Annotated in this window: 23 protein-coding genes; 4 read left to right on the forward strand and 19 right to left on the reverse strand. The window is 69.5% G+C overall.

The window, feature by feature from the left end:
* Positions 1-9 precede the first annotated feature (9 nt).
* Positions 10-804 carry a F0F1 ATP synthase subunit A gene (atpB, locus tag QN245_RS18570; RefSeq protein ID WP_184644682.1) on the reverse strand — a complete coding sequence of 265 codons (795 nt, stop codon included), beginning with the start codon at positions 802-804 and terminating at the stop codon, positions 10-12.
* Between the two features lie 26 nt (positions 805-830).
* Positions 831-1196, reverse strand: coding sequence for an ATP synthase subunit I (locus tag QN245_RS18575; protein ID WP_184450328.1), 366 nt, complete (start codon positions 1194-1196; stop codon positions 831-833).
* A gap of 446 nt (positions 1197-1642) precedes the next feature.
* Between QN245_RS18575 and QN245_RS18580 the strand changes: the two genes are divergently transcribed.
* Complete coding sequence (locus QN245_RS18580; protein ID WP_160969258.1) at positions 1643-2455, forward strand: porin family protein; 813 nt, start codon at positions 1643-1645, stop codon at positions 2453-2455.
* Between the two features lie 137 nt (positions 2456-2592).
* On the opposite strand, the gene QN245_RS18585 is transcribed toward QN245_RS18580, so the two are convergent.
* From QN245_RS18585 to aceF, 3 genes are all read right to left on the reverse strand, one after another.
* The gene (locus tag QN245_RS18585; protein ID WP_317843858.1) at positions 2593-2892 is read right to left on the reverse strand and encodes a hypothetical protein; all 300 of its coding nucleotides are present in this window, start codon (positions 2890-2892) and stop codon (positions 2593-2595) included.
* 49 nt (positions 2893-2941) lie between these two features.
* Entirely contained in the window at positions 2942-4738 is a 1797-nt protein-coding gene (gene lpdA / locus QN245_RS18590; protein WP_317843859.1) for a dihydrolipoyl dehydrogenase, read from the reverse strand.
* A 132-nt stretch (positions 4739-4870) separates the two neighbouring features.
* Complete coding sequence (gene aceF / locus QN245_RS18595; RefSeq protein ID WP_317843860.1) at positions 4871-6631, reverse strand: dihydrolipoyllysine-residue acetyltransferase; 1761 nt, start codon at positions 6629-6631, stop codon at positions 4871-4873.
* A gap of 220 nt (positions 6632-6851) precedes the next feature.
* On the opposite strand from aceF, the gene QN245_RS18600 reads away from it, so the two are divergent.
* A complete protein-coding gene (locus QN245_RS18600; RefSeq protein WP_317843861.1) occupies positions 6852-7610 on the forward strand; it encodes a hypothetical protein in 759 nt (252 codons plus the stop codon).
* 162 nt (positions 7611-7772) lie between these two features.
* Here QN245_RS18600 and QN245_RS18605 read toward each other — a convergent pair whose 3' ends face one another.
* Positions 7773-8312 carry a DNA-deoxyinosine glycosylase gene (locus QN245_RS18605; protein ID WP_317843862.1) on the reverse strand — a complete coding sequence of 180 codons (540 nt, stop codon included), beginning with the start codon at positions 8310-8312 and terminating at the stop codon, positions 7773-7775.
* 182 nt (positions 8313-8494) lie between these two features.
* Between QN245_RS18605 and QN245_RS18610 the strand changes: the two genes are divergently transcribed.
* Positions 8495-9127 carry an OmpW/AlkL family protein gene (locus QN245_RS18610; RefSeq protein ID WP_184450341.1) on the forward strand — a complete coding sequence of 211 codons (633 nt, stop codon included), beginning with the start codon at positions 8495-8497 and terminating at the stop codon, positions 9125-9127.
* A 143-nt stretch (positions 9128-9270) separates the two neighbouring features.
* Here the strand turns inward: QN245_RS18610 and QN245_RS18615 are convergent, their stop codons facing one another.
* From QN245_RS18615 to QN245_RS18635, 5 genes are all read right to left on the reverse strand, one after another.
* Complete coding sequence (locus QN245_RS18615) at positions 9271-9834, reverse strand: DUF1453 domain-containing protein (protein WP_317843863.1); 564 nt, start codon at positions 9832-9834, stop codon at positions 9271-9273.
* A 13-nt stretch (positions 9835-9847) separates the two neighbouring features.
* Positions 9848-10651 carry a MetQ/NlpA family ABC transporter substrate-binding protein gene (locus QN245_RS18620; RefSeq protein WP_160969274.1) on the reverse strand — a complete coding sequence of 268 codons (804 nt, stop codon included), beginning with the start codon at positions 10649-10651 and terminating at the stop codon, positions 9848-9850.
* A gap of 226 nt (positions 10652-10877) precedes the next feature.
* Complete coding sequence (locus QN245_RS18625; RefSeq protein WP_160962381.1) at positions 10878-11573, reverse strand: methionine ABC transporter permease; 696 nt, start codon at positions 11571-11573, stop codon at positions 10878-10880.
* A complete protein-coding gene (locus tag QN245_RS18630) occupies positions 11570-12577 on the reverse strand; it encodes a methionine ABC transporter ATP-binding protein (protein WP_184450343.1) in 1008 nt (335 codons plus the stop codon). Before QN245_RS18630 ends, QN245_RS18625 begins: the two co-directional genes overlap by 4 nt.
* A 104-nt stretch (positions 12578-12681) precedes the next feature.
* The gene (locus QN245_RS18635) at positions 12682-13578 is read right to left on the reverse strand and encodes a DMT family transporter (RefSeq protein WP_184450345.1); all 897 of its coding nucleotides are present in this window, start codon (positions 13576-13578) and stop codon (positions 12682-12684) included.
* A gap of 229 nt (positions 13579-13807) precedes the next feature.
* Between QN245_RS18635 and QN245_RS18640 the strand changes: the two genes are divergently transcribed.
* Complete coding sequence (locus tag QN245_RS18640; RefSeq protein WP_160969280.1) at positions 13808-14290, forward strand: YajQ family cyclic di-GMP-binding protein; 483 nt, start codon at positions 13808-13810, stop codon at positions 14288-14290.
* A 368-nt stretch (positions 14291-14658) separates the two neighbouring features.
* Here the strand turns inward: QN245_RS18640 and salA are convergent, their stop codons facing one another.
* The 8 genes from salA to benC form a co-directional block, all read right to left on the reverse strand.
* A complete protein-coding gene (gene salA, locus QN245_RS18645) occupies positions 14659-15945 on the reverse strand; it encodes a salicylate 1-monooxygenase (protein WP_317843864.1) in 1287 nt (428 codons plus the stop codon).
* A 22-nt stretch (positions 15946-15967) separates the two neighbouring features.
* Positions 15968-16687 (reverse strand): alpha/beta hydrolase, encoded by a 720-nt coding sequence (locus QN245_RS18650; RefSeq protein WP_317843865.1) that lies wholly within the window; start codon positions 16685-16687, stop codon positions 15968-15970.
* 19 nt (positions 16688-16706) lie between these two features.
* A complete protein-coding gene (locus QN245_RS18655) occupies positions 16707-17900 on the reverse strand; it encodes an OmpP1/FadL family transporter (RefSeq protein ID WP_184644703.1) in 1194 nt (397 codons plus the stop codon).
* Positions 17901-18673: 773 nt separating this feature from the next.
* Positions 18674-19801, reverse strand: a complete 1128-nt coding sequence (locus QN245_RS18660; protein WP_317843866.1) for an NAD(P)-dependent alcohol dehydrogenase — start codon at positions 19799-19801, stop codon at positions 18674-18676.
* 17 nt (positions 19802-19818) lie between these two features.
* Complete coding sequence (locus tag QN245_RS18665) at positions 19819-21282, reverse strand: benzaldehyde dehydrogenase (protein WP_317843867.1); 1464 nt, start codon at positions 21280-21282, stop codon at positions 19819-19821.
* Positions 21283-21305: 23 nt separating this feature from the next.
* Positions 21306-22271 (reverse strand): alpha/beta hydrolase, encoded by a 966-nt coding sequence (locus QN245_RS18670; protein ID WP_317843868.1) that lies wholly within the window; start codon positions 22269-22271, stop codon positions 21306-21308.
* Between the two features lie 171 nt (positions 22272-22442).
* The gene (locus QN245_RS18675) at positions 22443-23216 is read right to left on the reverse strand and encodes a 1,6-dihydroxycyclohexa-2,4-diene-1-carboxylate dehydrogenase (RefSeq protein WP_317843869.1); all 774 of its coding nucleotides are present in this window, start codon (positions 23214-23216) and stop codon (positions 22443-22445) included.
* Entirely contained in the window at positions 23213-24244 is a 1032-nt protein-coding gene (gene benC, locus QN245_RS18680) for a benzoate 1,2-dioxygenase electron transfer component BenC (RefSeq protein ID WP_317843870.1), read from the reverse strand. Before benC ends, QN245_RS18675 begins: the two co-directional genes overlap by 4 nt.
* Positions 24245-24260 lie beyond the last annotated feature (16 nt).

Raw genomic sequence — 24260 nt, forward strand, 5'->3', positions numbered from 1 at the left:
ACAGAAACGTCAGTGGCTGTCTTCCGCCAGGCTCAGATACACGATGGACAGCATCATGAAAATGAACGCCTGCAGCGGAATCACCAGCAGGTGGAACAGCATCCAGCCGAAGCCGAACGCACCGCCGGCCAGCGCGCCGAAGATGCCGGCACCGCCGAGCACCCAGATCAGCAGGAACACGATCTCGCCGCCGAACATGTTGCCGAACAGTCGCATCGCCAGCGACACCGGCTTGCTCAGCCACTCGACGACATTGAGGATCAGGTTGAACGGCAGCATCCACTTGCCGAACGGCGCGGTGAGGAATTCCTTGGCCATGCCGCCCACGCCCTTGGAGCGCAGCGAGAAGAAGATCATCAGGAAGAACACGCTGATCGACATGCCCAGGGTGGCATTGACGTCGGCGGTCGGCACTGGCTTCCAGTAGTGCACGCCGGCCCAGCTCAGCGGGATCGCCAGGAAGTCCGCCGGGATCATCTTGATGAGGTTCATCATCAGGATCCAGAAGAACAGGGTGATCGCGATCGGGGTCACCAGCTTGCTGGTGCCGTGGTAGGTGTCCTTGGCCTGGCGGTCCACGAACTCCAGCAGGATCTCCACGAACGCCTGCCACTTGCCCGGCACGCCGGCGGTGGCCTTGCGCGTGGCCAGCCAGAAGCCGAACACCATCAGCAGGCCGGACAGCACCGACATGACCATGGTATCGACGTGCACCTGCCAGAACCCGCCTTCCTGCACCTGGAAGGTGAGGTTGTGCAGATGGTGCTGGATGTAGGAGGTAGGGGTTTCTGCCTCGCCCGCCATGTGTCCTGAGCCTTTTCTTGATTCGATCAACGTCTGGCCAGAGCCAGAACCTGGAACATCAGCCCGACGGCGATACCCGCCAACAGGGCCAGAGGAGGCAGCCGCCACCAGGCAAAGCCCAGCGCCAGTACCGCGAACACCAACACCCACTTCAGCACCATGGCCACGATCAACCGCGCCAATGCCGAACCCGCCGCCTGCACACCGCCATTGAGCGCGGTACGTGCTGCCAGCCATCCCCCTGCCACGGTCGCCAGCCCGGTTGCGGCAGCGCCCATCGCGTACTTCGGCCCCAGCAGCAAGAACAGCAGGGACATCACGGCCACCGCCACCAGCGGGTAAATCGCTGCGCGCAGCATCAGCCGCCGACCCGCATCAACGGAGTTCAGCACAGAAAATCCTGCATTTGGTGGTGGATTGAGGACGGCTTCGCGTCCGTCGAGCCGCGGAATTATAGCAATGGGACAATTTGCGAGACAACCGCCAGTGGTCCTGACCGCGCCCGAATGCCCATCCGCCCGTAGACGATAGCACGGCCGTCGCCCACGGCCGGCGCCGAATGCGGCGTTGCAACACGTCTTTGCGGAGGAACTTTCTGTCCACTGCCCTGTCTGATCGGACAGGGACTGCGCCCATCCTCGTCGGCCCACAGCGCAGACCCACCGAGCCCCGGTCCTTCCGGGGCTCTTTTCGTTGCGCGTTCTGGGACGTGGGTGGCGACACGGGCAACCATACTTTCACGAATGGTGGACGCGGATTTAAGGATAGTGACGCCACGCGCTGGCGCCAGCCATCGACGACCTATCCCAAGAACCCAAGACGACGGAGCTTGTCCCCCATGAAACACTTGCTTGCCCTGGCGCTGCCGTTCGCGCTCGCCGCCGCTTACGCCACGCCCGCCCACGCCGAAGACGGCGACGACCGCTTCACCCTGCGGGTGGGCGCGATGAACGTGGACAACGACAACACCCTGCGCGGCAATGCCGTGATCAATGGCAACGCCATTTCCGGCGCGCAGGACTTCAATTTCGGCGGCAAGGAATGGGAGCCGCGCGTGGATGGCGTGTTCCGCCTCAGCACCCGCCAGCGCCTGATCTTCGACTACTTCAAGTACGACAAGGACCGCCGCGAAGAGCTGGGCGAGGACGTCAGCTTCGGCGGCGTGACCGTGCCGACCGGCAGCTTCGTCAAGGGCGAACTGAAGTACCAGGTCGCCAGCCTGGTATACGACTACTCGGTGATCGACAACCCGCAGTTCAGCATGGGCCTGCAGATCGGTGCCGAATGGGCCAAGGTGCAGGCCAACGCCTACGCCGACCTGGGCCCGGTGTACGCCGGCACCTTCCTGGACGAGAGCGAGGACGGCGCCGCGCCGGTGGTTGGCCTGCGCTTCACCGCGCACCCGAGCGAGCACTGGCTGTTCAACATCCAGGGCCAGTACCTCAACACCAAGTGGGGCAACTTCGACAAGTACGACGGCGACCTGAGCCGCGCCAACGCCATCGTCGAATACCGCTTCACCCGCAACTTCGGCATCTTCGCCGGCTACGACTGGTTCAAGCTCGACGTGGACCGCAAGCGCGACAATGCCAGCATCGGCCTGAAGCAGGAATTCAAGGGTCCGGTCGCGGGCGTGACCTTCGCGTTCTGATTGGTTCGGGACCCGGGACCCGGGACCCGCAAGCAGCTTGATGCAGAACCCCGCAGCGATGCGGGGTTCTGTCGTTTAACGGGTACGTGGACAATGGCCGGCACGGCGGCAGCTGCGTCGCGGCAGCCGACACACGCTCAGGGCGGCTTGGTCGCTCCCGCCACCAGCAGATGCTGGTGCGTCGTGCAGTAGCACTCGTCGTGCCAGCCGTAGTGCGGATCGGTGCAGATCGCGTGTTGCACCGCCGCCGGCAGCGACGCCACGTCGCTGCGCAAGTCGCGCTTCAACGACACGAACACCGAGCCCGGCTGCGGCCAGTCGGTCCGCTGCGGCGACTCGGCGATGCGGTTGCCGCCGGCCAGTTCGCGCTGCAGCAGCGCCTGCAGTTCGGGACATAGATTGTCCTGCCCCACAGCGACCTCCGTGCGTCGGCTCACCGCGGCCGCGACCGCACCGCGCGTGGCGGCACGGTCACACGGAGCGACGTCACTTCTTCTTCGGGATGTACAGATCGGTGATGGTGCCGTCGTAGACCTCGGCGCTCATGCCGACCGACTCGCTCAGGGTCGGATGCGCGTGGATGGTGTGGCCGATGTCCTCGGCCTCCGCGCCCATCTCGATCGCCAGGCCGATCTCGGCCAGCAGGTCGCCGGCGTGCACGCCGACGATGGCGCCGCCGATGACCCGGTGCGTCTCCTCGTCGAAGATCAGCTTGGTGAAGCCCTCGGTACGGCCGATGCCGATGGCGCGGCCGCTGGCCGCCCACGGGAACTTGGCCACGCCGACCTTCAACCCCTTGGCCTTGGCCTCGGTCTCGGTGACGCCGACCCAGGCGATTTCCGGGTTGGTGTAGGCCACCGACGGAATCACCCGCGCCACCCACTCCTTCTTCTCGCCGGCGGCCACTTCCGCGGCCAGCTTGCCCTCGTGGGTGGCCTTGTGCGCCAGCATCGGGTTACCGACGATGTCGCCGATGGCGAAGATGTGCGGCACGTTGGTGCGCATCTGCCGGTCGACCGGAATGAAGCCGCGCTCGGTGACATTGATGCCGGCCTTGTCGGCGCCGATCTTCTTGCCGTTGGGCGCGCGACCCACCGCGACCAGTACGCGGTCGTAGGTGGTGGCGGCCAGCGCCGGCGTTTCGCCCGCGGTAGCGGCTTCGAAGGACACGGTGATGCCCTTCTTATCGGCCTTGACCTCGGCTGCCTTGGTCTTGAGATGGACCTCCACGCCCTGCTTCTTCAGCCGGTCGGCCAGCGGCTTGACCAGGTCCTTGTCGGCGCCCGGCATCAACTGGTCCATGAACTCGACGACGGTGACCTTGCTGCCCAGCGCGCTGTACACGGTGGCCATTTCCAGGCCGATGATGCCGCCACCGACCACCAGCAGGGTCTTGGGGATGTCCTGCAGTTCCAGCGCGTCGGTGGAGTCCATCACCCGCTTGTCGTCCCACGGGAAATTCGGCAGCTTCACCGCCTGCGAGCCGGCGGCGACGATGCAGTGCTCGAAGCGCAGCAACTGGGTCTTGCCGTCGGCACCGACGATCTCCAACTCGTTCGGCGACACGAACGACGCCACGCCGGTGACGGTGCGCACCTTGCGCTGCTTGGCCATGCTGGCCAGGCCGCCGGTGAGCTTGCCGACCACCTTCTCCTTGTACTCGCGCAGCTTGTCCAGGGTGATCTTCGGCTTGCCGAAGTCCACGCCGAAGTCGCCGGCGTGGGCGACCTCGTCGATCACGGCGGCCGCATGCAGCAGCGCCTTGGAGGGAATGCAGCCGACGTTGAGGCAGACGCCGCCGAGGCTGGCGTAGCGCTCGATCAGCACCGTGTCCAGGCCCAGGTCGGCAGCGCGGAACGCGGCGGTGTAGCCGCCAGGGCCGGCGCCGAGCACCACCATCTTGCATTCGATGTCGGCGGGCTTGCCGCTGGCCAGCGCCGGCTTGGGCGCCGGCGGCTCGGCCGGCGCGCGGTGCGACGGCGCCACCGGCGGCTTGCTGGCCGGCACCTCGGCCGGGGCCGCGGCGGGCGCGGCCGCGGCGCCGTCCGCGGTCTCCAGCAGCGCGATCACCGCGCCCTCGGACAGGGTGTCGCCAAGCTTGACCTTCAGCTCCTTGATCACGCCGGCGGCCGCGGACGGCACTTCCAGCGTGGCCTTGTCCGACTCCAGCGTCACCAGGCCCTGGTCCTTCTTCACCGTGTCGCCGACGGCGACCAGCACCTCGATGACCGGAACGTCGCTGTAGTCGCCGATATCCGGGACCTTGACCTCAATGACCGCCATGCAGCTTCTCCTGTGGCCCATCGCCGCGGCGATGGGCGTTTGCAGTTCGTCGGCGCGACAGCGCAAACACGCGGCGCGCGCAAGTGGGGGAAAACCGGCACCGCGACGGACGCGGCGCCGTGACGGCAGGGCTTACAGCAGCACGCGGCGCATGTCCGCCAGCACCTGGCTCAGGTAGGTGGTGAAGCGCGCGGCCGCGGCACCGTCGATGACGCGGTGGTCGTAGCTCAGCGACAGCGGCAAGAGCAGCTTGGGCGCGAATTCCTTGCCGTTCCAGACCGGCTGGATCGACGACTTGGACACGCCCAGGATCGCCACTTCCGGCGCATTGACGATCGGGGTGAAGGCGGTGCCGCCGATGCCGCCGAGCGAGCTGATCGAGAAGCAGCCGCCGCTCATGTCGGCCGGGCCCAGCTTGCCGTCGCGCGCCTTCTTGGCCAGCTCGCCGCTCTCGCGCGCCAGCTCGACCACGCCCTTCTTGTCCACGTCGCGGATCACCGGCACCACCAGCCCGTTCGGGGTGTCGGCGGCGAAGCCGATGTGGAAGTACTTCTTCAGGGTCAGGTTCTCGCCGCTGGCATCGAGCGAGGCGTTGAACTCGGGGAACTGCTTCAGCGCCGCGGCGCTGGCCTTGAGCAGGAAGGCGAGCATGGTCAGCTTGATGCCGGCCTTCTCGTTTTCCTTGTTCAGCGCCACGCGCAGGGCTTCCAGGTCGGTGATGTCGGCCTGCTCGAACTGGGTGACGTGCGGGATCATCGCCCAGTTGCGCGCCAGGTTGGCGCCGGAGATCTTCTTGATCCGCGACAGCGGCTTGACCTCGACCTCGCCGAACTTGGCGAAGTCCACCTTCGGCCACGGCAGCAGGTTCAGGCCGTTGCCGCCGGCGGCAGGTGCGGCACCCGCAGCAGCCGGCGCGGCGCCGGACAGCGCCGCCTTGACGTAGCGCTGCACGTCGTCCTTGCTGATGCGGCCGCCCTGTTCCGAGCCGCTGACCTGGAACAGGTCCACGCCGAGTTCGCGGGCGAACACGCGCACCGCCGGGCTCGCATAGGGCACCTTCTGCGGCAGCACGCTGTCGGCGTCGAACGCCACCGGCGGGCTGCTCTGGGTGGCGGACGGCGCGGCCGCCTTGGCCGGCGCCGTGGCCTGGACCTGGGCGATTTCGCGCTGGGCCAGCTTGTCCGGCGCAGAGGAGGTCGGCACCGGCTCGACGCCGCCGCCGGTCTCGGCGCTGGGCTGGATCGCGGGCGCGGACGGTGCGTCGGCATCGCTGCCGGCCACTTCGATCAGCGCCACCACCTTGCCCTCGGACAGGCTGTCGCCGACCTTGACCTTGATTTCCTTGACCACGCCGGCCACCGACGAGGGCACTTCCATCGTCGCCTTGTCCGACTCCAGGGTGACCAGGCTCTGGTCCTTCTTGACCGTGTCGCCGACCGCGACCAGCACCTCGATCACCGGCACGTCGCTGTAGTCGCCGATGTCCGGCACCCGCGCTTCGACCACGCCGCCCGCCGCGGCAGCGGCAGCGGCCGGCGCCGGCTTGACCGCATTCTGCGAGGGTGCGGCGGCCGGGGCGGCGGCCTGCTGGGCCGGCGCGGGCGTGGCCTTGGCGGCCGCAGGCGCGGCGGGTGCGGCACTGGCGCCACCCTCGGCCACTTCGATCAGCGCCACCACCTTGCCCTCGGACAGGCTGTCGCCGACCTTGACCTTGAGTTCCTTGACCACGCCGGCGAACGGCGACGGCACTTCCATCGTCGCCTTGTCCGACTCCAGGGTGACCAGGCTCTGGTCCTTCTTCACCGTGTCGCCGACGGCCACCAGCACTTCGATTACCGGGACGTCGCTGTAGTCACCGATATCGGGGACAAGTGCTTCCTTGATTTCGGCCATGCGGGCAACTCCGGCAACTAATGAGGGGGAAACCCCTATTGTGGCGGCCCGCAGCCGCAGCGCCAACCTTTGCCGGGCAAAAAAGCCCGATCGCCTGCGCGGCGCGCGACTGCCGGCGGACAGTACGCCGGCGCATGTTGCGCGCCCGCGGCGCCAACCGCCGGTGCGCCGCCTTCACGGAGCCGCCGCTAGGCTCACCGCAGATTTCCGGAGGGCAGGCATGCGGATCCTGGTGCTGTTGATGGCGTTGGCGATGCCGCTGGTCGCCTGGTTCGGGCAACGCGGCGCGTTCGGCCCGACCAACGGCGCCATTTCCGACCGCTACCCGACCCTGATCGTCGCCGCCGGCTACGCCTTTGCGATCTGGGGCGTGATCTTCCTGCTCGACCTGGCCTTCGGCCTGTGGCAATTCAGCGCGCGGCGCCGCCACGGCAGCGCGCTGGCGCAGGTGCGGGCACCGGCCGCGCTGGGCTTCGCGCTGACCGCGGCGTGGATGCCGGTGTTCTCCCAGCAGCACTTCCTGCTGGCGCTGGCGGTGATCTGGACCGCGCTGGCGGCGATGCTGCTGGCCGCGCTGCGGCTGTCGCGCGATCGGGCGACCGAACCGGGCCAGACCCTGTGGGCCTGGCTGCCGCTGTCGCTGCATGCCGGCTGGCTGTCGCTGGCGGCGTTCCTGAACACCGCGCAGGTGGTCGTGGCCTACCGCTGGCTCTCGACCGAGCGGATGCTGCCGTGGAGCCTGGTGCTGTTCGCGCTGGCGGCGGCGCTGCTGCTGGGCATGAACCGGGCGATGCGCGGCAATCTTGCCTATGCGGCGGCGGCGCTGTGGGCGCTGGCCGCGGTCTACGTCAAACAGGCCGACGTCAAACAGGCCGGCAGCACGCTCGCCGGTGCGCAGACCGCGGCCTGGGTGGCGCTGCTGCTGGCCGCCGCGCTGGCGCTGCAGACCCTGTGGCTGCGCCTGCGCGCGCGGCGGTGATCGATCGGCGCGACGTCAGGGCACCGCCAATCACCTGTTTTTCCCGCACAGCACGCCGTCTCTCGTAGGAGCGGCTTCAGCCGCGACAGTGTTGCAGGGAGCGCCTCGTCGCGGCTGAAGCCGCTCCTAAGCATGTGCCGCCTGAGGGATTGGAGGCGCCCTTCAATCACCGGCTGCCGGCGCGCGCAACCAGGGCTGCAGCTGAGACCACGCCTGCAGCAAGCGCGGCCAGGCGAAGGCGGCATTGGCCGGACTGCTGGAAGGCAGCGCCAGCAGTACCAGCGGCGGATCGCGCAGCGGCAGTTGCGGCTGCACGAAGCGCGCGAACGCCTGCGCCGCCGCCGCGCCGTTGCAGGCGATGACGCGCAACTGCGGCAACTGCGCGATGCGTTCGGGCAAGGCATTGGGGACTTCGCTGCCGCGCACGATCGCCGCATCCAGGCTGCCGCGGCGTCGGCACTGGCCGATCACGTCCCACAGGCCGACGCCGGCGGCGTGCAGCGCCTGCATCCGCGCTTCGGCGTCCAGTGCCACATCGAAACCGCACAGCGCCGCCATCAGTGGCCAGAACCGGTTGCGTGGATGCGCGTAGTAACGCGCCTGCTGCAACGACGCCGCGCCTGGCATGGAGCCGAGCACCAGCACCCGGCAATCGTCGCGTATCTGCGCGGGCAGACCCTGCAACAGCGGCTGCGTCGTCACGTCGCACACATCAGGATGAACAGCCAAAAGCCTTAAAACCTCGTTATTTCAAGCATCAGGCGCAAGTGCCTGAACGTCGCCTGCATTGGTCCGGCGAGGGTCGGCGACGATTCATCTTCTCATCGATACGGTGTGCGCGCCCACTCCCGTGGCCCCACAAGAAAAAGATGAGGAGATACCCCATGCGGTCCATTCAGATCCTGAGCCTGGCTGTCGTGTCCGCCCTTGCGTTTGCGCCCGCCGCATTCGCACAGGATGCCGATACCGCGTCCGGCAAGCATTTCTCCGTCGTCGGCAGCGCGACCCTGCTCGACACGCACTCCAAGCCGGCGGCCGGCCTCGACGTCGACGGCGGCCCGGCGCCGACCATCAGCGCCAGCTGGCTGATCAACGACAATTGGGCGGTCGAACTGTGGGGCGCTGCCGACAAGTTCAACCACCGCGTCAAGGCGGACGGCGTTGGCAAGGTCGGCACCGTCGAACAGCAGCCGATCGCGCTGAGCGGCCAGTACCACTTCGGCCAGGCGGACAACGTGTTCCGTCCGTTCGTCGGCGTCGGTTACTACGAGTCCAACTTCAGCAACGAGAAGATCGACGCGCTTGCCGGTACCGGCCAGCACGTGAGCCTGGACACCGCCAAGGGCGCCATCGGCACCGTCGGCGTGGACATGAACATCAACTCCACCTGGTTCGCCCGTGCCGATGCGCGCTACATGCATTCGCGTCCGGAAGTGAAGGTGGCCGGCGAAGGCACCGGCGAAGACCTGAAGCTGGATCCGTGGCTGTTCAGCTTCGGCGTCGGCGCGCGCTTCTAAGCGTTCCGTCTCCAGTGTTTGCGCAAACGGGCCCGAAAGGGCCCGTTTGTTTTTGTGCGTTCGCTTCACTCGACTCTGCGCTCACAATTGCTGGCAGCGCGATCAACAGAAGGTACCGCGTCGCCTTGCAGGCGCGCCCGCCCTCAACACGGCGAGCGATCGAAACCGCGGTAGCGATCGAAACGGCGCAGGCGCCGCCGCAACAGCCAGGCATAGGCGCAGGCATAACCGAGTAACAAGGCCGCCGCGGCCAGCAGGCTGGCGTGGCTCATCCAGCCCTCGGTGGGCCAGGCCGCACCATCGACCAGGCTGCGCCAGCCCTGCCACACCCCGGCACCGATGCGCACCGCCACCAGCGCGGTCATGCCCAGCACCAGCCACAGGTTCGGCGTGTAGTGCAGCCCGTGCGGCAGTGGCTCGAAGCGGGTGGCGACGATGCCGAGCGCACCCAGCAGCACGCCGATACCCCAGCCGGCCAACGCACTGATGGCCGCACCGGGCCACCAGTGCGCGGCGATCAGGGCGAAGACCAGCAGCACCACGCTGGACAGCAGCGCCGACCACAGTTGCACTGCGATCAGCCAACCGCGCGCCTGACGCCGCGCCGTGCCCACGCGGAACCGCTGCAGCAGCGACAGCGGCAGCAGCACCGCGGTCACCGCCAGCGCGATCACGATCGCCAGCGGAATGGCCAGCAGCAGCGGCATGCGTGTGGGCCGATCAGAACGCGGGCAACACCGCGCCCTGGTACTTGCGCTGGATGAAGGCCTTCACTTCCGGGCTGGTCAACGCCTTGGCCAGCTTCTGCACGCGCGGATCGTCCTTGTTGTCGGCACGCGCGACCAGGAAGTTCACGTATGGCGAATCCTTGCTCTCGATCGCCAGCGCGTCGCGGGTGGGATTGAGTCCGGCGTCGAGCGCGTAGTTGGTGTTGATCAGCGCCAGGTCGACCTGGTCCAGCACCCGCGGCAGCATCGCCGAATCCAGCTCGCGGAACTTCAGCTGCTTGGGATTGGCGACGATGTCGCGCTGGGTGGACAGCGCATTGCGCGGGTCCTTGAGCTTGATGACCCCGGCCTTGTCCAGCAGGATCAGCGCGCGGCTGTTGTTGCTGGGGTCGTTGGGGATCACCACGTCGGCGCCCTGCGGCAGTGCGTCCAGCGACTTGTAGCGGCGCGAATAAGCGCCGAACGGCTCGATGTGCACGCCGACTACGGTGACCAGATCGCTCTTGCGGTCGCGGTTGTAGGCCTGCAGGTAGGGCTCGGTCTGGAAGTAGTTCACGTCGATCTGCTTCTGCACCACCTGGTCGTTGGGCTGCACGTAGTCGTTGAACACGCGCACGTCCAGGGTCACGCCCTGCTGTTCCAGCATCGGCTTGACCACCTCCAGGATCTCGGCGTGCGGCACCGCGGTGGCGGCGACGCTGAGGTGGTCGCTGGCGGCGCCGGCATCGGGCTTGCCGCAACCGCCGAGGGCGAGCACGGCGCTGGCGAGCAGGAGGCGGAACGGGAATCGGGTCATGGCAGGTATCCGGAAAACGTGGGGAAGGAGAAGGGCAGCGACCAGCTCTGTCAGCACGCTAGCAGACCCGGCCTCGCTCTGCGGCGAAAGACCTTAGATTGCGTCGTGTTGTGGGAGCGACGCTCGTGTGCGCTTGCAGGTCAGCCGTGACCGCGCTACCGCCAGCGGTCGCAGCTGATCCCGCAAAGGGACAAGAGCCGCTCCTACGACGACAACCAGGAGGACATCAGCGCCGGCTGTAATGCGCGACCAGGCGGTCGCCGAGCATCTGCAGCGCCTGCACCAGCAGCAGCAGGATCACCACCGTCACCAGCGCCACGTCGGCATGCGAGCGCTGGTAGCCGTCGCGGTAGGCCAGGTCGCCGAGGCCGCCGGAACCGATCGCGCCGCCCATCGCGGTGAAGCCGATCAGGGCGATGGTGGTCACCGTGGCGCCGGCGATCAGGCCCGGCCGCGCTTCCGGCAGCAGCACCCGCGTCACCAGTTGCCAGGTGGTCGCGCCCATCGCCAGGCTAGCCTCGACCACGCCGCGGTCCACTTCGCGCAGTGCGGTCTCCACCAGCCGCGCGTAGAACGGCGCCGCACCCACCACCAACGGCAGGATCGCGCCGCGCACGCCCAGCGAGGTGCCCATCGCCCACAGCGTCAGCGGGATCATCGCGATCATCAGGATGATGAAGGGCACCGAGCGCAGCACGTTGATGACCAGCGCCAGGCCGCCGTACAGCAGCGGCTTCTGGTGGGTCTGGCGCGGGCCGGTCAGGAACAGCAGCACACCCAGCGGCAGGCCGATCAGCAGGGTCAGCGGCAGCGAGCCGCCGAGCATCAGCAGGGTGTCGACGGTGGCGCGGCCGATCTCGCTCCACTTGCCGGCATCGAGATTGCGGAAGAAGCCGGCGGCGGCGGTGGCGAACGGGCTCATCGGCGCAGCTCCTGCACATGCACGCCGGCGGCGACGAAGGCGGCCTGCGCCGCATCCATGTCGCCACCGACCAGGGCCACGGTCAGTTGGCCGTAAGGGGTGTCCTTGATCCGGTCGATGCGCCCGGACAGGATGTTGTAGTCCACCGCGGTGGCGCGGGCGATGCGCCCGAGCAGCGGCGCGTAGGTGTCGGTGCCGAGGAAGGTCAGCCGCAGGATGCGCCCGTCCACCGCGGTGAGGTCGCGGTACAGCTCGGCCTCGTCGACGTGTTCGGCCTCGGAGACGAAGCGCTTGGTGGTCGGATGCTGCGGATGCAGGAACACCTCGGTGACCGGCCCACTCTCGACCAGGCGCCCGGCGTCGAGCACCGCCACGCGGTCGCAGACGCGGCGGATCACTTCCATCTCGTGGGTGATCAGCACGATGGTCAGGCCCAGTTCGCGGTTGATCTGCGCCAGCAGCGCCAGCACCGAGGCGGTGGTCTGCGGATCCAGCGCGCTGGTGGCCTCGTCGCACAGCAGGATCCGCGGGCGCGTGGCCAGGGCGCGGGCGATGCCGACGCGCTGCTTCTGCCCGCCCGACAGCTGCGCCGGATACTTGCCGGCATGCGCGGCCAGCCCCACCCGCTCCAGCAGTTCGGCCACCCGCGCGTCGATCTCCGCGCGCGGTGTGCCGGCCAGTTCCAGCGGGAACGCGACGTTGCCGGCGACCGTGCGCGAGGACAGCAGGTTGAAGTGCTGGAAGATCATGCCCACGCGCTGGCGCAGTGTGCGCAGCCCGGCGCGATCCAGCGCGGTGACGTCCTCGCCGTCGATGATCAGGCGGCCGCCGCTGGGCTCCTCGAGCCGGTTGATCAGCCGGATCAGGGTCGACTTGCCGGCGCCGGAATGGCCGATGATGCCGAACACCTCGCCGGCGTCGATGCGCAGGTCGAGCGGATGCAGCGCCACGACCGGCTGGCCGGCGACGGAATAGGACTTGTGCAGGCGCTCGAACTGGATCAACGCGCGGAACCGGCAGCGACGGGGGGCGCAAAGCCTAGCAGGCCAAGATGGCGTGCGTTATTCCATTCGATTCTAACGTAGGCGCGCATCGCAGCCGGCTACGACTACGGCCGCGCCTGCGGCGGCGGATGCGCCACCGCGCGGATCCGCTCGCGGTGCAGCAGATACAGGCCGCTGGCGACGATGATCGCCCCGCCCACCCAGGTCCAGGCGTCGGGCAGCTTGCGCCACAGCAGCCAGTCCCAGGGAATCACCCACAGCAGGCCGCTGTACTCCAGCGGCGCGACCAGCGAGGCGTCGCCGCGGCGGAACGCCTGGGTCAGCGCCACCTGGCCCAGCGCCCCGGCCAGGCCCATGCCGGCGATCCAGCCGGTGTCGGCCGGGCGCAGCGGGGTCCAGTCCGGCAGCGCCAACGCGCCGGCGCCCAGCGCCATGATCAGCAGGAACCACACTACCAGCGACTGCGACGTGTCGGTGCGCGCCAGCAGGCTGACCAACACCGAGGCGACCGCATAGGCCACGGCCGCCAGCAGCACCATCAGCCCCGGCAGCGAGACGAACCCATCCATGCCGGGGCGCAGCACCACCAGCACGCCGACCAGGCCGACGCCGATCGCCGCCCAGCGCCGCGGACCCACGTACTCGCCGAGCAGCGGCACCGACAGCGCCGCCACCAGCAGCGGGGCGACGAAGTAGATGGTGTAGGCGGTGGACAGCGGCAGGCTGCGCAAGGCCCAGGCGAAGCAGCCGATCATGGCGATGCCGAGCACGCCGCGCAGCAGGTGCAGCCCCCAGCGCACCGGCCAGATCGCATGCGGCCCGGCGCTGGCCAGCACCCACACCAGCACGAACGGCAGCGAGGCGCCGCCGCGCAGCGCCGCGACCTGCAGCGCCGGATAGTGCGTGCTGAGCTGCTTCATGGACGCATCCATCAGCGAAAAGAACGCGACCGCGGCGATCATCCACGCGGCGGCTGCGGCATTGGAACGGGAGGTGGGCATCGGCGCATTATCGCCGCGATCGGCGCTGGGCGTGGTGCCGGAGGACATCGCGTCGGGACTGAAGTCCCTCCCACATGGCTCCGGCCGGCGTGCCGGCCGATGCCGCCTCCTGTGGAAGCGTCTTCAGTCGCGACGCGCGGCACCGACCAACGCACGGCATTGCGCACATGCACGTCCCCACGCGCCGCCCGCACGTTCTACGATAGGCATCTTTGCCGAGGACCCGCCCATGCCTTCCTTCGATATCGTTTCCGAAGTCGACAAGCACGAACTGACCAATGCCGTCGACCAGGCCAACCGCGAGCTGTCGACGCGTTTCGACTTCAAGGGCGTGGAGGCCAAGTTCGAGCTGGACGACCAGGTCATCACGCAGTCCGCGCCCAGCGATTTCCAGGTCAAGCAGATGACCGACATCCTGCGCGCGCGCCTGCTGGCCCGCGGCATCGACGTGCGCTGCCTGGAGTTCGGCGACGTGGAGACCAACCTGGCCGGCGCGCGGCAGAAGATCACCGTCAAGCAGGGCATCGAGCAGAAGCTGGGCAAAAAGATCGTGGCCTCGCTCAAGGAGGCCAAGCTGAAGGTGGAAGCGCAGATCAACGGCGACAAGCTGCGGGTCAGCGGCAAGAAGCGCGACGACCTGCAGGACGCGATCGCGCTGCTGAAGAAGAGCGATTTCGAGCTGCCGCTGCAGTTCGACAACTTCCGCGACTGAGGCGGGCCGAGCAAACGCTTCACGCCTCATCGCCATATCAGTACGAGGGCGCATGGGGGCACCGCGTGGCGACTGGTCGCGTTGCACTCGACCGCACGATGTCTTCGCATGCGGCGTGAATGCCCACACCGCCGATCGCATCGCCGGGGCCGCGCGGCGGAATGGCCGGTACGCCATGTCTCAAGTACGCCATGCCGCGACCTGCGCACGCCATCCGGCCAGCGCAGGCGTGGGCGTCCCGGCGTGGCAACCGGGACGCCTCCTGGCGTCGCGATGCGTGCAAAGGCGATGCACGGCGCAGCGCGACGCGTCGATACGACGCCGCCTCCGGGCCGCGGACGCTCAACGCCGCGCGCCGCAATCCTGGGCTAGGCGCCCGCGGTGACGCCCGCGGCCAGCATCCGCCGCCCCTGCTCCACTTCGGCCTCCAGGTCGTGCGTCCAGATCCAGTCGAAGCGCTGCGCCAGCGTCTGCGCCAGCCGCGTATCGTCGGCGCCGGCCTGCGGATCGCGCAGCTCGTACAGCTCGCCGGCCTCGCGCGAGGTGCGCTGCACGCGGCAGGCGCGCGGCAGGCGCAGGCGCTCGTAGACCTGCAGCAGGGCCGGCAGATCGCCGCGGGTCAGGCCGGGCGTGGCCAGCAGTTGCGCCAGCAGATAGGCGTCCTCCAGGCCCTGCCCGGCGCCGGCGCCCTGGTGCGGCAGCATCGCGTGCGCGGCATCCCCGATCAGCGCCAGCCGCCCGTGCACGTAGCCGGGCAACTCGGCCAGATCGTGCAGCGCCCAGTGCGTGGGCGTGTCGATGCACTCCAGCAAAGTGCGCGCCGCCTCGCCCCAGTGCGCGAACGCCTCCAGCATCTCGCGACGGCTGGCCTCGCGCACCCAGGCCTGGCCGGTACGCCACTGCGGCGCCGGGTCGCTGCGGTCGGAGACGAAGGCGACCACATTGATCAGCCGGCCCTGCTTCACCGGGAAGGTGAGGATGTGCGCGTCCAGGCCCAGCAACATCTGCGGCACGTCGACCAGGTGCGCGTCCACACCGCGCGTGGCGAAGGCGGCGCGCAACCGCGCCGCGTCGATCAGGCCGCGATAGGCGCAAGTGCCGGTGAAGCGCGGCTCCGCCGGCGCGTGGCCGAGCGCGCGCAGCACCTCGCCGCGCAAGGCCGACTTGATGCCGTCGGCGGCGATCAGCACGTCGCCTTCGTACTGGCTGCCGTCGGCGAAGCGCACGCGCGCCGCGTCGGCATCCTGCTCCACAGCGACCGCGCGCTTGCCGAACTGGGCCAGCCCGAACGGCAGGCGCGTGGCCAGCGCGTCGAGGAAGTCAGCGCGATGCACCGAGGACTGGCCGACGCCCGGCGCCAGGGTCTGCCCCAGCAGCCGCGCGTCCTCGCCGCGGCGCCATTCGAACCACACGTCCTGCCACGGTGCCGGCGTGCGGTCGGCGAGTTCGGCATAGGGCTCGCCCATGCCCAGGCCAGCCAGCGCGCGCACCGCGTTGGGACCGAACGAGACGCCGGCGCCGATTTCGCCGAAGGCTGGTGCCGATTCGAACAACTGCACGTCGAGATGGCGGTGGCGGCACAGGCCCAGGGCCAGGCCGACGCCGGCGATGCCGCCGCCGACGATGCCGATGCGCAGGGGGGATGCAGGGTTCATCTGGAGTCTCCGGTTGGGAAGGTCAGTCGCGGCCGGCCAGCAGGATCTTTTCGGCCAGCCGCGCGGGCGCGCTGAAACACACTTCGTGGCTGCCCGGCAGGCTGACCAGGCGATAGGCGCCCAGGCGCGCACTCAGCCGCGGATGCCAGCCGTACTCGCCCGGCGGCAGCGCCACATCGTCGGTGGCGTAGAGCCAGCTGCGCGGGATCAGCAGTTCGTGGAAGCGCTTGAGCGGCACCGCGTCGAAATGGCTGCGCGCCGGGGTCGGGCTCAGCTGCGCGTAGGCCTGCTGCGCCTGCGCCAGGTCGGCGTCGCCGATGAAGCCGTCGCGCCAGATCGGGAACGGCAGCATGATGCCGCCGTCGGCATCGACCGCGTTCTTCCACAGCGCTTGGTAGTGCGACGGCAGCAGGTCGAACAGCGCCTCGCCGTCGCGCAACACGAAGGCGTTGTGGAACACCAGGCGCTTGCAGCGTTCCGGTTCCTCTTCCGCCAGGCGCTGCACGATGCTGCCGCCCCAGCTGTGGCCGAGCACGACCAGGTCGCGCAGATCGTGGCGGCGCACGTAGTCCACCACCGAGGCCACGCAGTCGGCGTGCGAGACGCGCTTGTCGGCGCCGGCGCCATGCCCGGCGATGGTCGGCGCATGCACCTGCGCACCGTGCGCGCGCAGGTGCTCGGCGACGCCATCCCAGGCGTGGCCGTCATGCCAAGAACCGTGCAGCAACAGATAGGTTTGCATGGAGTCGTCTCCGTGAGGCTCAGCGGAAGGTCCAGCCGATGCCGAGATTGAAGTAGGTGAGATCGCGGGTCCCGGCCTGCACGCCACCGCTGGCGACCGCGCCGCCCGGCGCGTGGGTGACGCTGCCGGTCAGCGACAGCTGCGGCGACAGCCGCCAGGTCGCGCCCAACGCGTAGTGGCGGTATTGCGCCAGCGGCGCCAGCACGGCCAGTTGCGCCTGGCTGTCGGGGATCAGGCGGCTGGCGCGCGAGTAGCCCAGCCGCAACGACCACGCATCGTCGAGGCGGTAGTCGGCGCCAAGCCGGAACACGCGCTGGCTGCGCCAGCCGAAGCCGGGGCCGTCCGCATCGCCGAGCGCGCCACCCTGGTCGATGCGATTGCCGTAGGCGCGCTCGCCGGACCAGTCGATCCACAGCCAATCGGCGGCCAGTGTCAGTGCCGCGGTGGGCTGCCAGGCCAGGCCGGCGCCGGCCTGCTGCGGCAGGTCCAGGCGGCCTTCCGGCAGCAGCCCGCGGTAGCGCTGCAGGCGGCCGAAGCGGATGCGGCTGGACCAGGTAATTCCCGCGTTCAAACCCGGCGCCAACTGGCCGTACCAGCCCAGCGCCATGCCATAGCCGTACGCGGTGTCGGCACCGGCCGACTGGAAACCGATGCCTTCCAGGCCGGCGATGTGCAGGCGCTGATAGGCCAGCCGCGGCGAGAGGCCCAGGTATTGGTGCTCGCCCACACGCCAGGCCAGGGTCGGCGCCAGCACCACCTGCTGCAGCTTGGACAGGGTGTCATGGCTGCCGTAGACCGGGGCGCCATAGTCCAGCGCCACGCCATGCCCGAACACCGACACGCCCAGGCTCAGGTCGTCGTTGAGCTGGCGGTTGTAGCCGGCGGTCGGCACCGGGACCAGCGCATCGTCCTTATAGCGGGCAGCGCCGACCTGGCTGCGCACCGGCGCGGAGATCAGGGTGAGGTCGGCATCGACACGGTCGCCGACCGCGCCCATGCCGGCCGGGTTGTTGGCCGACGCCGCCGCATCCAGCGGCAAGGCGATCGAGGTGCCGGCCAGGCCCTGGGTCTGCGCGCCGTAGCCGGGCAAGGCCACGCCGTTGTTGGCGGCCGCGCCGCCGGAAACCGCCGCCATGGTCCACAGCAGCGTGGTCCAGCGCTGCTTGAAGTGGCGTTGCGTCGTGCGACGCGATGGATGTCGGAACTGCTGCATGATCGGGCCCTCCCTCCGAGCCGATGCGTGGATGCGTGCCGCCGGCCGGCGGCGCGCGGGGGTGCGTGCCGTCGCCTACGCGGCGGCAGCGGAAATCGAACGTGGATGTGCTCGCGGTTCGGCGCGCGCCGATCGAAGACGGCGACGGATCGCTTCCGCGCCATCGGCGCATCGCCGCAGTGTGTCGCCGCTGGCGCGCGGCGCACGCGGCGCGCGCCAGCGCCACGGCACGGGTCGGCTGATGGGGTCGGTGGGACGCGGCGTGCGGTTCATGCCATCGACACTGCGCGCGATCGGACCGGGCGTCTAAGACCATCGCAGTCTCGCTCGATACTCTGCCGGTATGTTCGTCGCGCAAGGCCCGAATCCACTGCATCTTCCGCAGTGCATCAATACGTGCGCGACACGGGCATTGCGTTCATCGCCGCCCGTGCATGTGCGCCTCGCCCGGTGCGAATCGCGCAATGACGCCAGTGCAGCGGGCTCGCGGGGCAGCGGCGGGCGTCGCACACAACGCGGCACAGGCGACCGCCGCCGAGCGCGACGATGCGGTGGGCGGCGCCCGCCAGGCGGGGCGACAGGCAGTGCCGGATCGCGAGATGGCGACGCTGCCGAATTGCACAACGCGGCACTGGGACGCAAGCATGGCCAGAAAGCAAAACGCGCCTGCACGACGCAGACGGCATCGTGCAGGCGCGTATCAGGGCGCGGCGGACAGCGCTGGCGCCGCCGCGCAGGTCGTGGCGGCAGTGCCGCCGCCGCGGGCGACCGGCTCAGGACGCCATGCGCAGGATCGGCTTCAGGGTGATGCCGCTGCTGCTATCGGCGGCGGCCTGGTTGATCTGCGCCAGCGGATAGAACTTCACCAGCTTGTCGAACGGGAAGCGCCCCTGCTGATACAGCGTCACCAATTGCGGAATGAAGACCTGCGGCACGCTGTCGCCTTCCACGATGCCGCGGATGCTGCGTCCGCCCAGCAGCAGATTGTTGACGTCGAAACCGGCCTTGGTGCCCAGCTTGGGCGCGCCCACCACGCCGATCGTACCGAGACCGCCCAACGCCTCGATGCCGAGCTCCAGCAGCTCCGGGCGCCCGGTGGATTCGAGCGCGAAGTCCGCGCCTCCGCCGGTGATCGCGCGCACGGCCTCGACCAGATCGCCTTCGCGGTTGTCGATGACATGTGTCGCGCCCACCTCCATCGCCAGCTCCAGCCGCGAGGGCACCACGTCCACGGCGACGATGCAGGCGGCGCCGGCCACGCGCGCGGCCATCACCGCGCTGAGTCCGACCGCGCCAGCGCCGATCGCCACGAAGCTGCTGCCGGGCCGCACGTTCAGCGCGTTGATCACCGCGCCGGCACCGGTCTGGATGCCGCAGCCGAGCGGACCCAGCAGTTCCAGCGGCGCCTCGCGCGCCACCTTGATGGCGTTGTTCTCGCGCGCCAGCGCATAGGTGGCGAAGGAGGATTGGGCGAAGAAGTGGTCGTGCAGCGGCTGGCCGTGCAGATCTTCGATGGCGGTATGGCCGTGCGCGTCGCCACCGCCGAAGTTGCGCGGAAAGAATTCCTGGCAGTAGGCGGCGTGGCCTCCCGTGCAGGGATTGCAGTGGCCGCACGCGCCGTAGGTCAGCACGACATGATCGCCGACCTGCAACCCTTTGACGTTGGGCCCGAGCGCCTCGACCACGCCAGCGCCTTCGTGGCCGAGGACCGCCGGCAGCGGCACGGGATAGTACTGGTCGCGCACGATCAGGTCGGTATGGCACAGGCCGGTGGCCACCACCCGCACCAGCACCTCGTCGTCCTGCGGCGCGCGGATGCGCGCCTGTTCGATGGTGAACGGCTGTTGCGGCGCGTGCGCCACGGCCACGGTGATCTGGCGCTTGTCGGTTGCTGCATGCATGGCACGTCTCCTGGCGGTCAAAGTGGGTAGGCGGGCGCGGTGCCCTTGACGGTCAACCACTGCCATTGGGTGAATTCCTCCCAATTGGCCGGACCGCCGATGCTGCTGCCGTTGCCCGACGCGCCGACGCCGCCGAACGGATTGACGACCTCGTCGTTGACGGTCTGGTCGTTGATGTGCAGCAGGCCCGTGCGCAGCTGTTCGCCCAGCGCCAGCGCGCGGCCGACGTCGGCCGAGATCACCGCCATCGACAGGCCATACTCGGTGTCGTTGGCCAGGCCGATGGCATCGGCGTCGGTCTCGAACGGCACCACCACCGCGACCGGGGCGAAGATCTCCTCGCGGAAGGCGGGATTGTCCGGCCGGACATCGCTGAGCACGGTGGGTTCGAAGAAGAGGTCGCGGTAGCCGCCGCCGGCCGCGAGGGTGGCGCCGGCCTTGCAGGCATCCGCCACCAGCCGCGCGGCATGGTCGCGCTGGGCGGCGTTGATCAGCGGCCCGAGCGCGACCTCGCCGCTGGCCGGGTCGCCCACGCGCAGGCTCCCGGCCTTGGCGGCCAGGCGCTCCACGAAACGCGGATAGAGCGCGCGCTGCACCAGCACCCGCCCGGTCGACATGCAGATCTGTCCCTGGTGCAGATACGCGCCCCAGGCCGTGTTGGCGATCGCCAGATCGAGGTCGGCATCGTCGAGCACGATCAGCGAATTCTTGCCGCCCAGTTCAAGCGAGACCTTCTTCAGGTGCCGACTGGCGGCCTCGCCGACCTTGCGTCCGGCCGCGGTGGAACCGGTGAACTGGATCATCGCCACGTGCGGGTCCGCGGTCAGTGCGGCCCCGGCGGCGCCGTCGCCGGGCAACACGTGCAGCACGCCGGCGGGCAGGCCGGCCCGTTCGAACAGCCGGGCGATGACCACGCCGCCGCAGACCGCGGTGCGCGGATCGGGCTTGAGCACGACCGCGTTGCCCAGCGCCAGCGCCGGGGCCACGGCGCGCATCGCCAGGTACAGCGGGAAATTGAACGGCGCGATCACCCCGACCACGCCGAGCGGACGCCGTCGCGCCACGCTCAGCCGCCCCGGAGCCGATGGCAGCACCTCGCCTTGGCTGCGCGACGGCAGCGCCGCCGCTTCGTGCAGCGCGCTCGCGCACAGGCTCGCCTCGAAGCCGGCCTTGCCTTGGGTGGAGCCGCTTTCGCGCACCAGCCAGCCGGCGATCTCCTGCTGGTGGCGTTCGGCCAGCCTCGCCGCCTCGCGCAGCACCTGGGCGCGCTGCGCATACGGCGCCGCGGCCCAACCGCGCTGCGCCTGCGCGGCGGAGGCCGCGGAGGCGGCGATCTGCGCCGGCCCGGCCAGGCCGATGCGCGCGAGTTCCTTGCCGGTGGCCGGCTCGATCGCCGCAGCGCTGGCGTCGCTCGCCTGCCATTGGCCGGTAAACAAGGCGGCCTGCCAGGCATCGTCTTGCAGCAATGCATCTTCCGTCATGGTCGTTCCTCGGGATCCTTCGTTCAGGGGCGTGCCAGCCGCTCGCGCAGGAACGCCGCGGCATGTTCGAGCGCGTGTACCGCCGCCGGCAGCACGCCGGCCATTTCGACGAAGCCGTGCACCATGCCCGGCAGTTCGACATAGTCCACCGGCACCTCGGCCGCGCGCAGGGCCTCGGCGTAGAAGCGCCCGTCATCGCGCAGCACGTCGCAGGCAGCGGTATAGATCAGCGCCGGCGGCAGGCCGCGCAGGTCCGCCGCACGCAACGGCGACACCCGCGGATCGCTTGGATCGAAGCCCTCCACGAACGGCGCCACCATCGCCTGCATGGTCGCCAGGGTCAGTGGCGGCATCGCGGCGTTCTCGTGTCGCGCCGGAAATTCCCGCGCCGCTGGCGACAGATCCGTACTTGGATAGAACAGCACCTGCGCGCGCAGCGTCACCGCACTGCCACGCAACTGCTGGCATGCCACCGCTGCCAGACTGCCGCCGGCGCTGTCGCCGGCCACGGCCAGCCGCGCGGGATCGATGGCAAGCCCGTCGGCATTGGCCGCCAGCCAGGTAATGGCCGCCACTACGTCCTGCGGCCCGGCCGGTGCCGGATGCTCAGGTGCCAACCGATAGCCGATGGCCACGACCGCGCAACCGGCCGCCTGCGCCAATCGCCGGCAAATCTTGTCGTGGGTATCCAGATCGCCGGCGGTCCAGCCGCCGCCATGCGCATAGACGATGGCCGGGCCGGTGCTGGCGGATTCGGGGCGATACAGGCGCAGCGGGATCGCGCCGGCCGGCCCCTGCGCATGCAGGTCGCGGACGTCGGCCATCGGCAACGGCGTGCCTCCCAGCAATGCGCCGATCTGTGCGTAGGCCTGACGCATCAGCGGGATCGGCAACGTCTCCAGGGCAGGCACGCCGGCGGCGGCCATGCCCTGCAGCACCGCCAGCACCTCCGGTGCCAGCCGCGCAGGATCGAATGGGATGGTCTGCATCGATGAAGACTCCAGGGGGATGGGGTGGTGCGGCGGGACGTCAGGGCCGGTGCACGGCGGTGCGCATGCGGACCGGGCTGCCGGCGTCCGCCCGCGAGACGGCATGGCAGACGGCTCGGACCAGGCGAAGACGCGGGACAACGCCAACGCACGGACGGTCGCCCGCGCGCCTCATCCCTGGTCGCCTCCGCCGACCGGCAGCACGGTGCCCGTGATGTAGGAGGCCTCGTCCGAGGCAAGGAACAGGACCGCCGCGGCCTGCTCGTCGAGCGTGCCGTAGCGCTTCATCAGGCTCGAACCGAGCGTCTGCGCCACGATGTCCTGGTACCACGCCTGCTCCTGCGCGCTCTGCGGCTCGGCATTGCGCGGCACCCGCCGCGGCGGTGCGTCGGTGCCGCCCGGCGCGACCGCGTTGACCCGGATCCCCTGCCCCGCGTACTCGAACGCCAGGCAGGCGGTCAGCGCGTTGACTCCCCCCTTGGCGGCACCGTAGGGAACGCGGTGGATGCTGCGGGTGGCGATGGAAGAGACGTTGACGATCGCGCCGCCGCCCTGCTCGATCAGATACGGCAGCACGGCCCGACATCCCCACAGCGCGGGAAACAGCGAACGCCGCACTTCGGCCTCGATCTGGTCCGGCGTATACGCCGCGTAGGGCTTGGCCCAGATGGTGCCGCCGACGTTGTTGACCAGCACATCGATCCGCCCCATCCGCGCATGTGCGAACGCCATGGCGCGCGCGTTCTCGGCGTAGTCCTCCAGGTCGGCCACCAGCGTCGTCGCCTCCGCCGGCGCCAGCGCCTGCTCCAGTTCGACGATGTGCTCGGCGCGATCCACCAGCACAAGCCGCGCGCCCTCGGCGGCGGCGCGCTCGGCGACCCTGCGGCCGATTCCTTGCGCGGCGCCGGTGACCACCACCACCTTGCCGGCGAAGCGCGGGCTCACGCGGCGCGCTCCTGGGCCGGCGCCGCCGTGTTGGCGACGAACTTCTCGCAGTGGAAGTTCGCCGGCACCAGGCCACGCTGCTGGAAGTGCGCACGCACCGCCTCGACCATCGGCGGCGGGCCGCACAGATAGACGTCCACATCGCCGTCGTGCAGCGCCTGCGCCGGCAGGTGATCGGTGACGTAGCCGGTCCGCGGGTGGCCGGCCGCCGGATCGACCACGCAGGTGGTGACGTCGAACCAGGCCACGCGTTCGGCGAGCGCCTGCAGGCGCTCGACCAGGACCAGGTCCGCGCCACGGGTGGCGCCATACACCAGGTGCACGGGCTGCGCGCAGCCGCTGGCCTCCAGTTGCGCCAGCATCGACAGGAACGGCGCCAGGCCGGTGCCGCCGGCCAGCATCAGCAGCGGCCGCGTCACCTCGCGCAGATAGAAGCTGCCCAGCGGGCCGCTCAGATCGAACCGTTGTCCCGGCGTGGCCGCATCCAGGCAGGCGCTCATCAATCCGCCAGGTACGCGCTTGATCAGGAACGTCAGTTCGGAAGCGCCGGGCGGCGAACTGAACGAGTAGGCGCGGGTCTGTCCGCTGCCGGGAACGGCGATGTTGACGTACTGGCCGGGCAGGAAGTCGGGAACCTCGCCGACCGGCTGCAGGGTCAGCTCCAGGGCGGCGTCGGCGTGCGCGCGCACCGACGCCAGCGTCGCCTGGAACGGCACGCTGCCGGTCTTGCACGCGGCCGACGTCGCCGGCACCGCCAGCGCGCAGTCGGAATCCGGACGCATCTGGCAGGTCAGCACCAGGCCGGCGGCGGCCTCCCCGGCGCTGAGCGCGTCCTCGATGTAGTCCTCGCCGAGCGTGTAGCGCCCGCTTTCGGCGCGGCATTTGCAGGTGCCGCACACGCCGTCGGCGCAATCCATCGGCAGGTTGATCCGCTGGCGGAACGCGGCATCGAGCACCGTTTCGCCCACGGTGCAGTGGATCACGCGGGTGACCCCGTCTTCGAAGTTCAGTGCGATGCGATAGGACATGGCGGTTGCTCGCGGT

This window comes from Xanthomonas rydalmerensis (assembly GCF_033170385.1).
Classification (GTDB): Bacteria; Pseudomonadota; Gammaproteobacteria; order Xanthomonadales; family Xanthomonadaceae; genus Xanthomonas_A; species Xanthomonas_A rydalmerensis.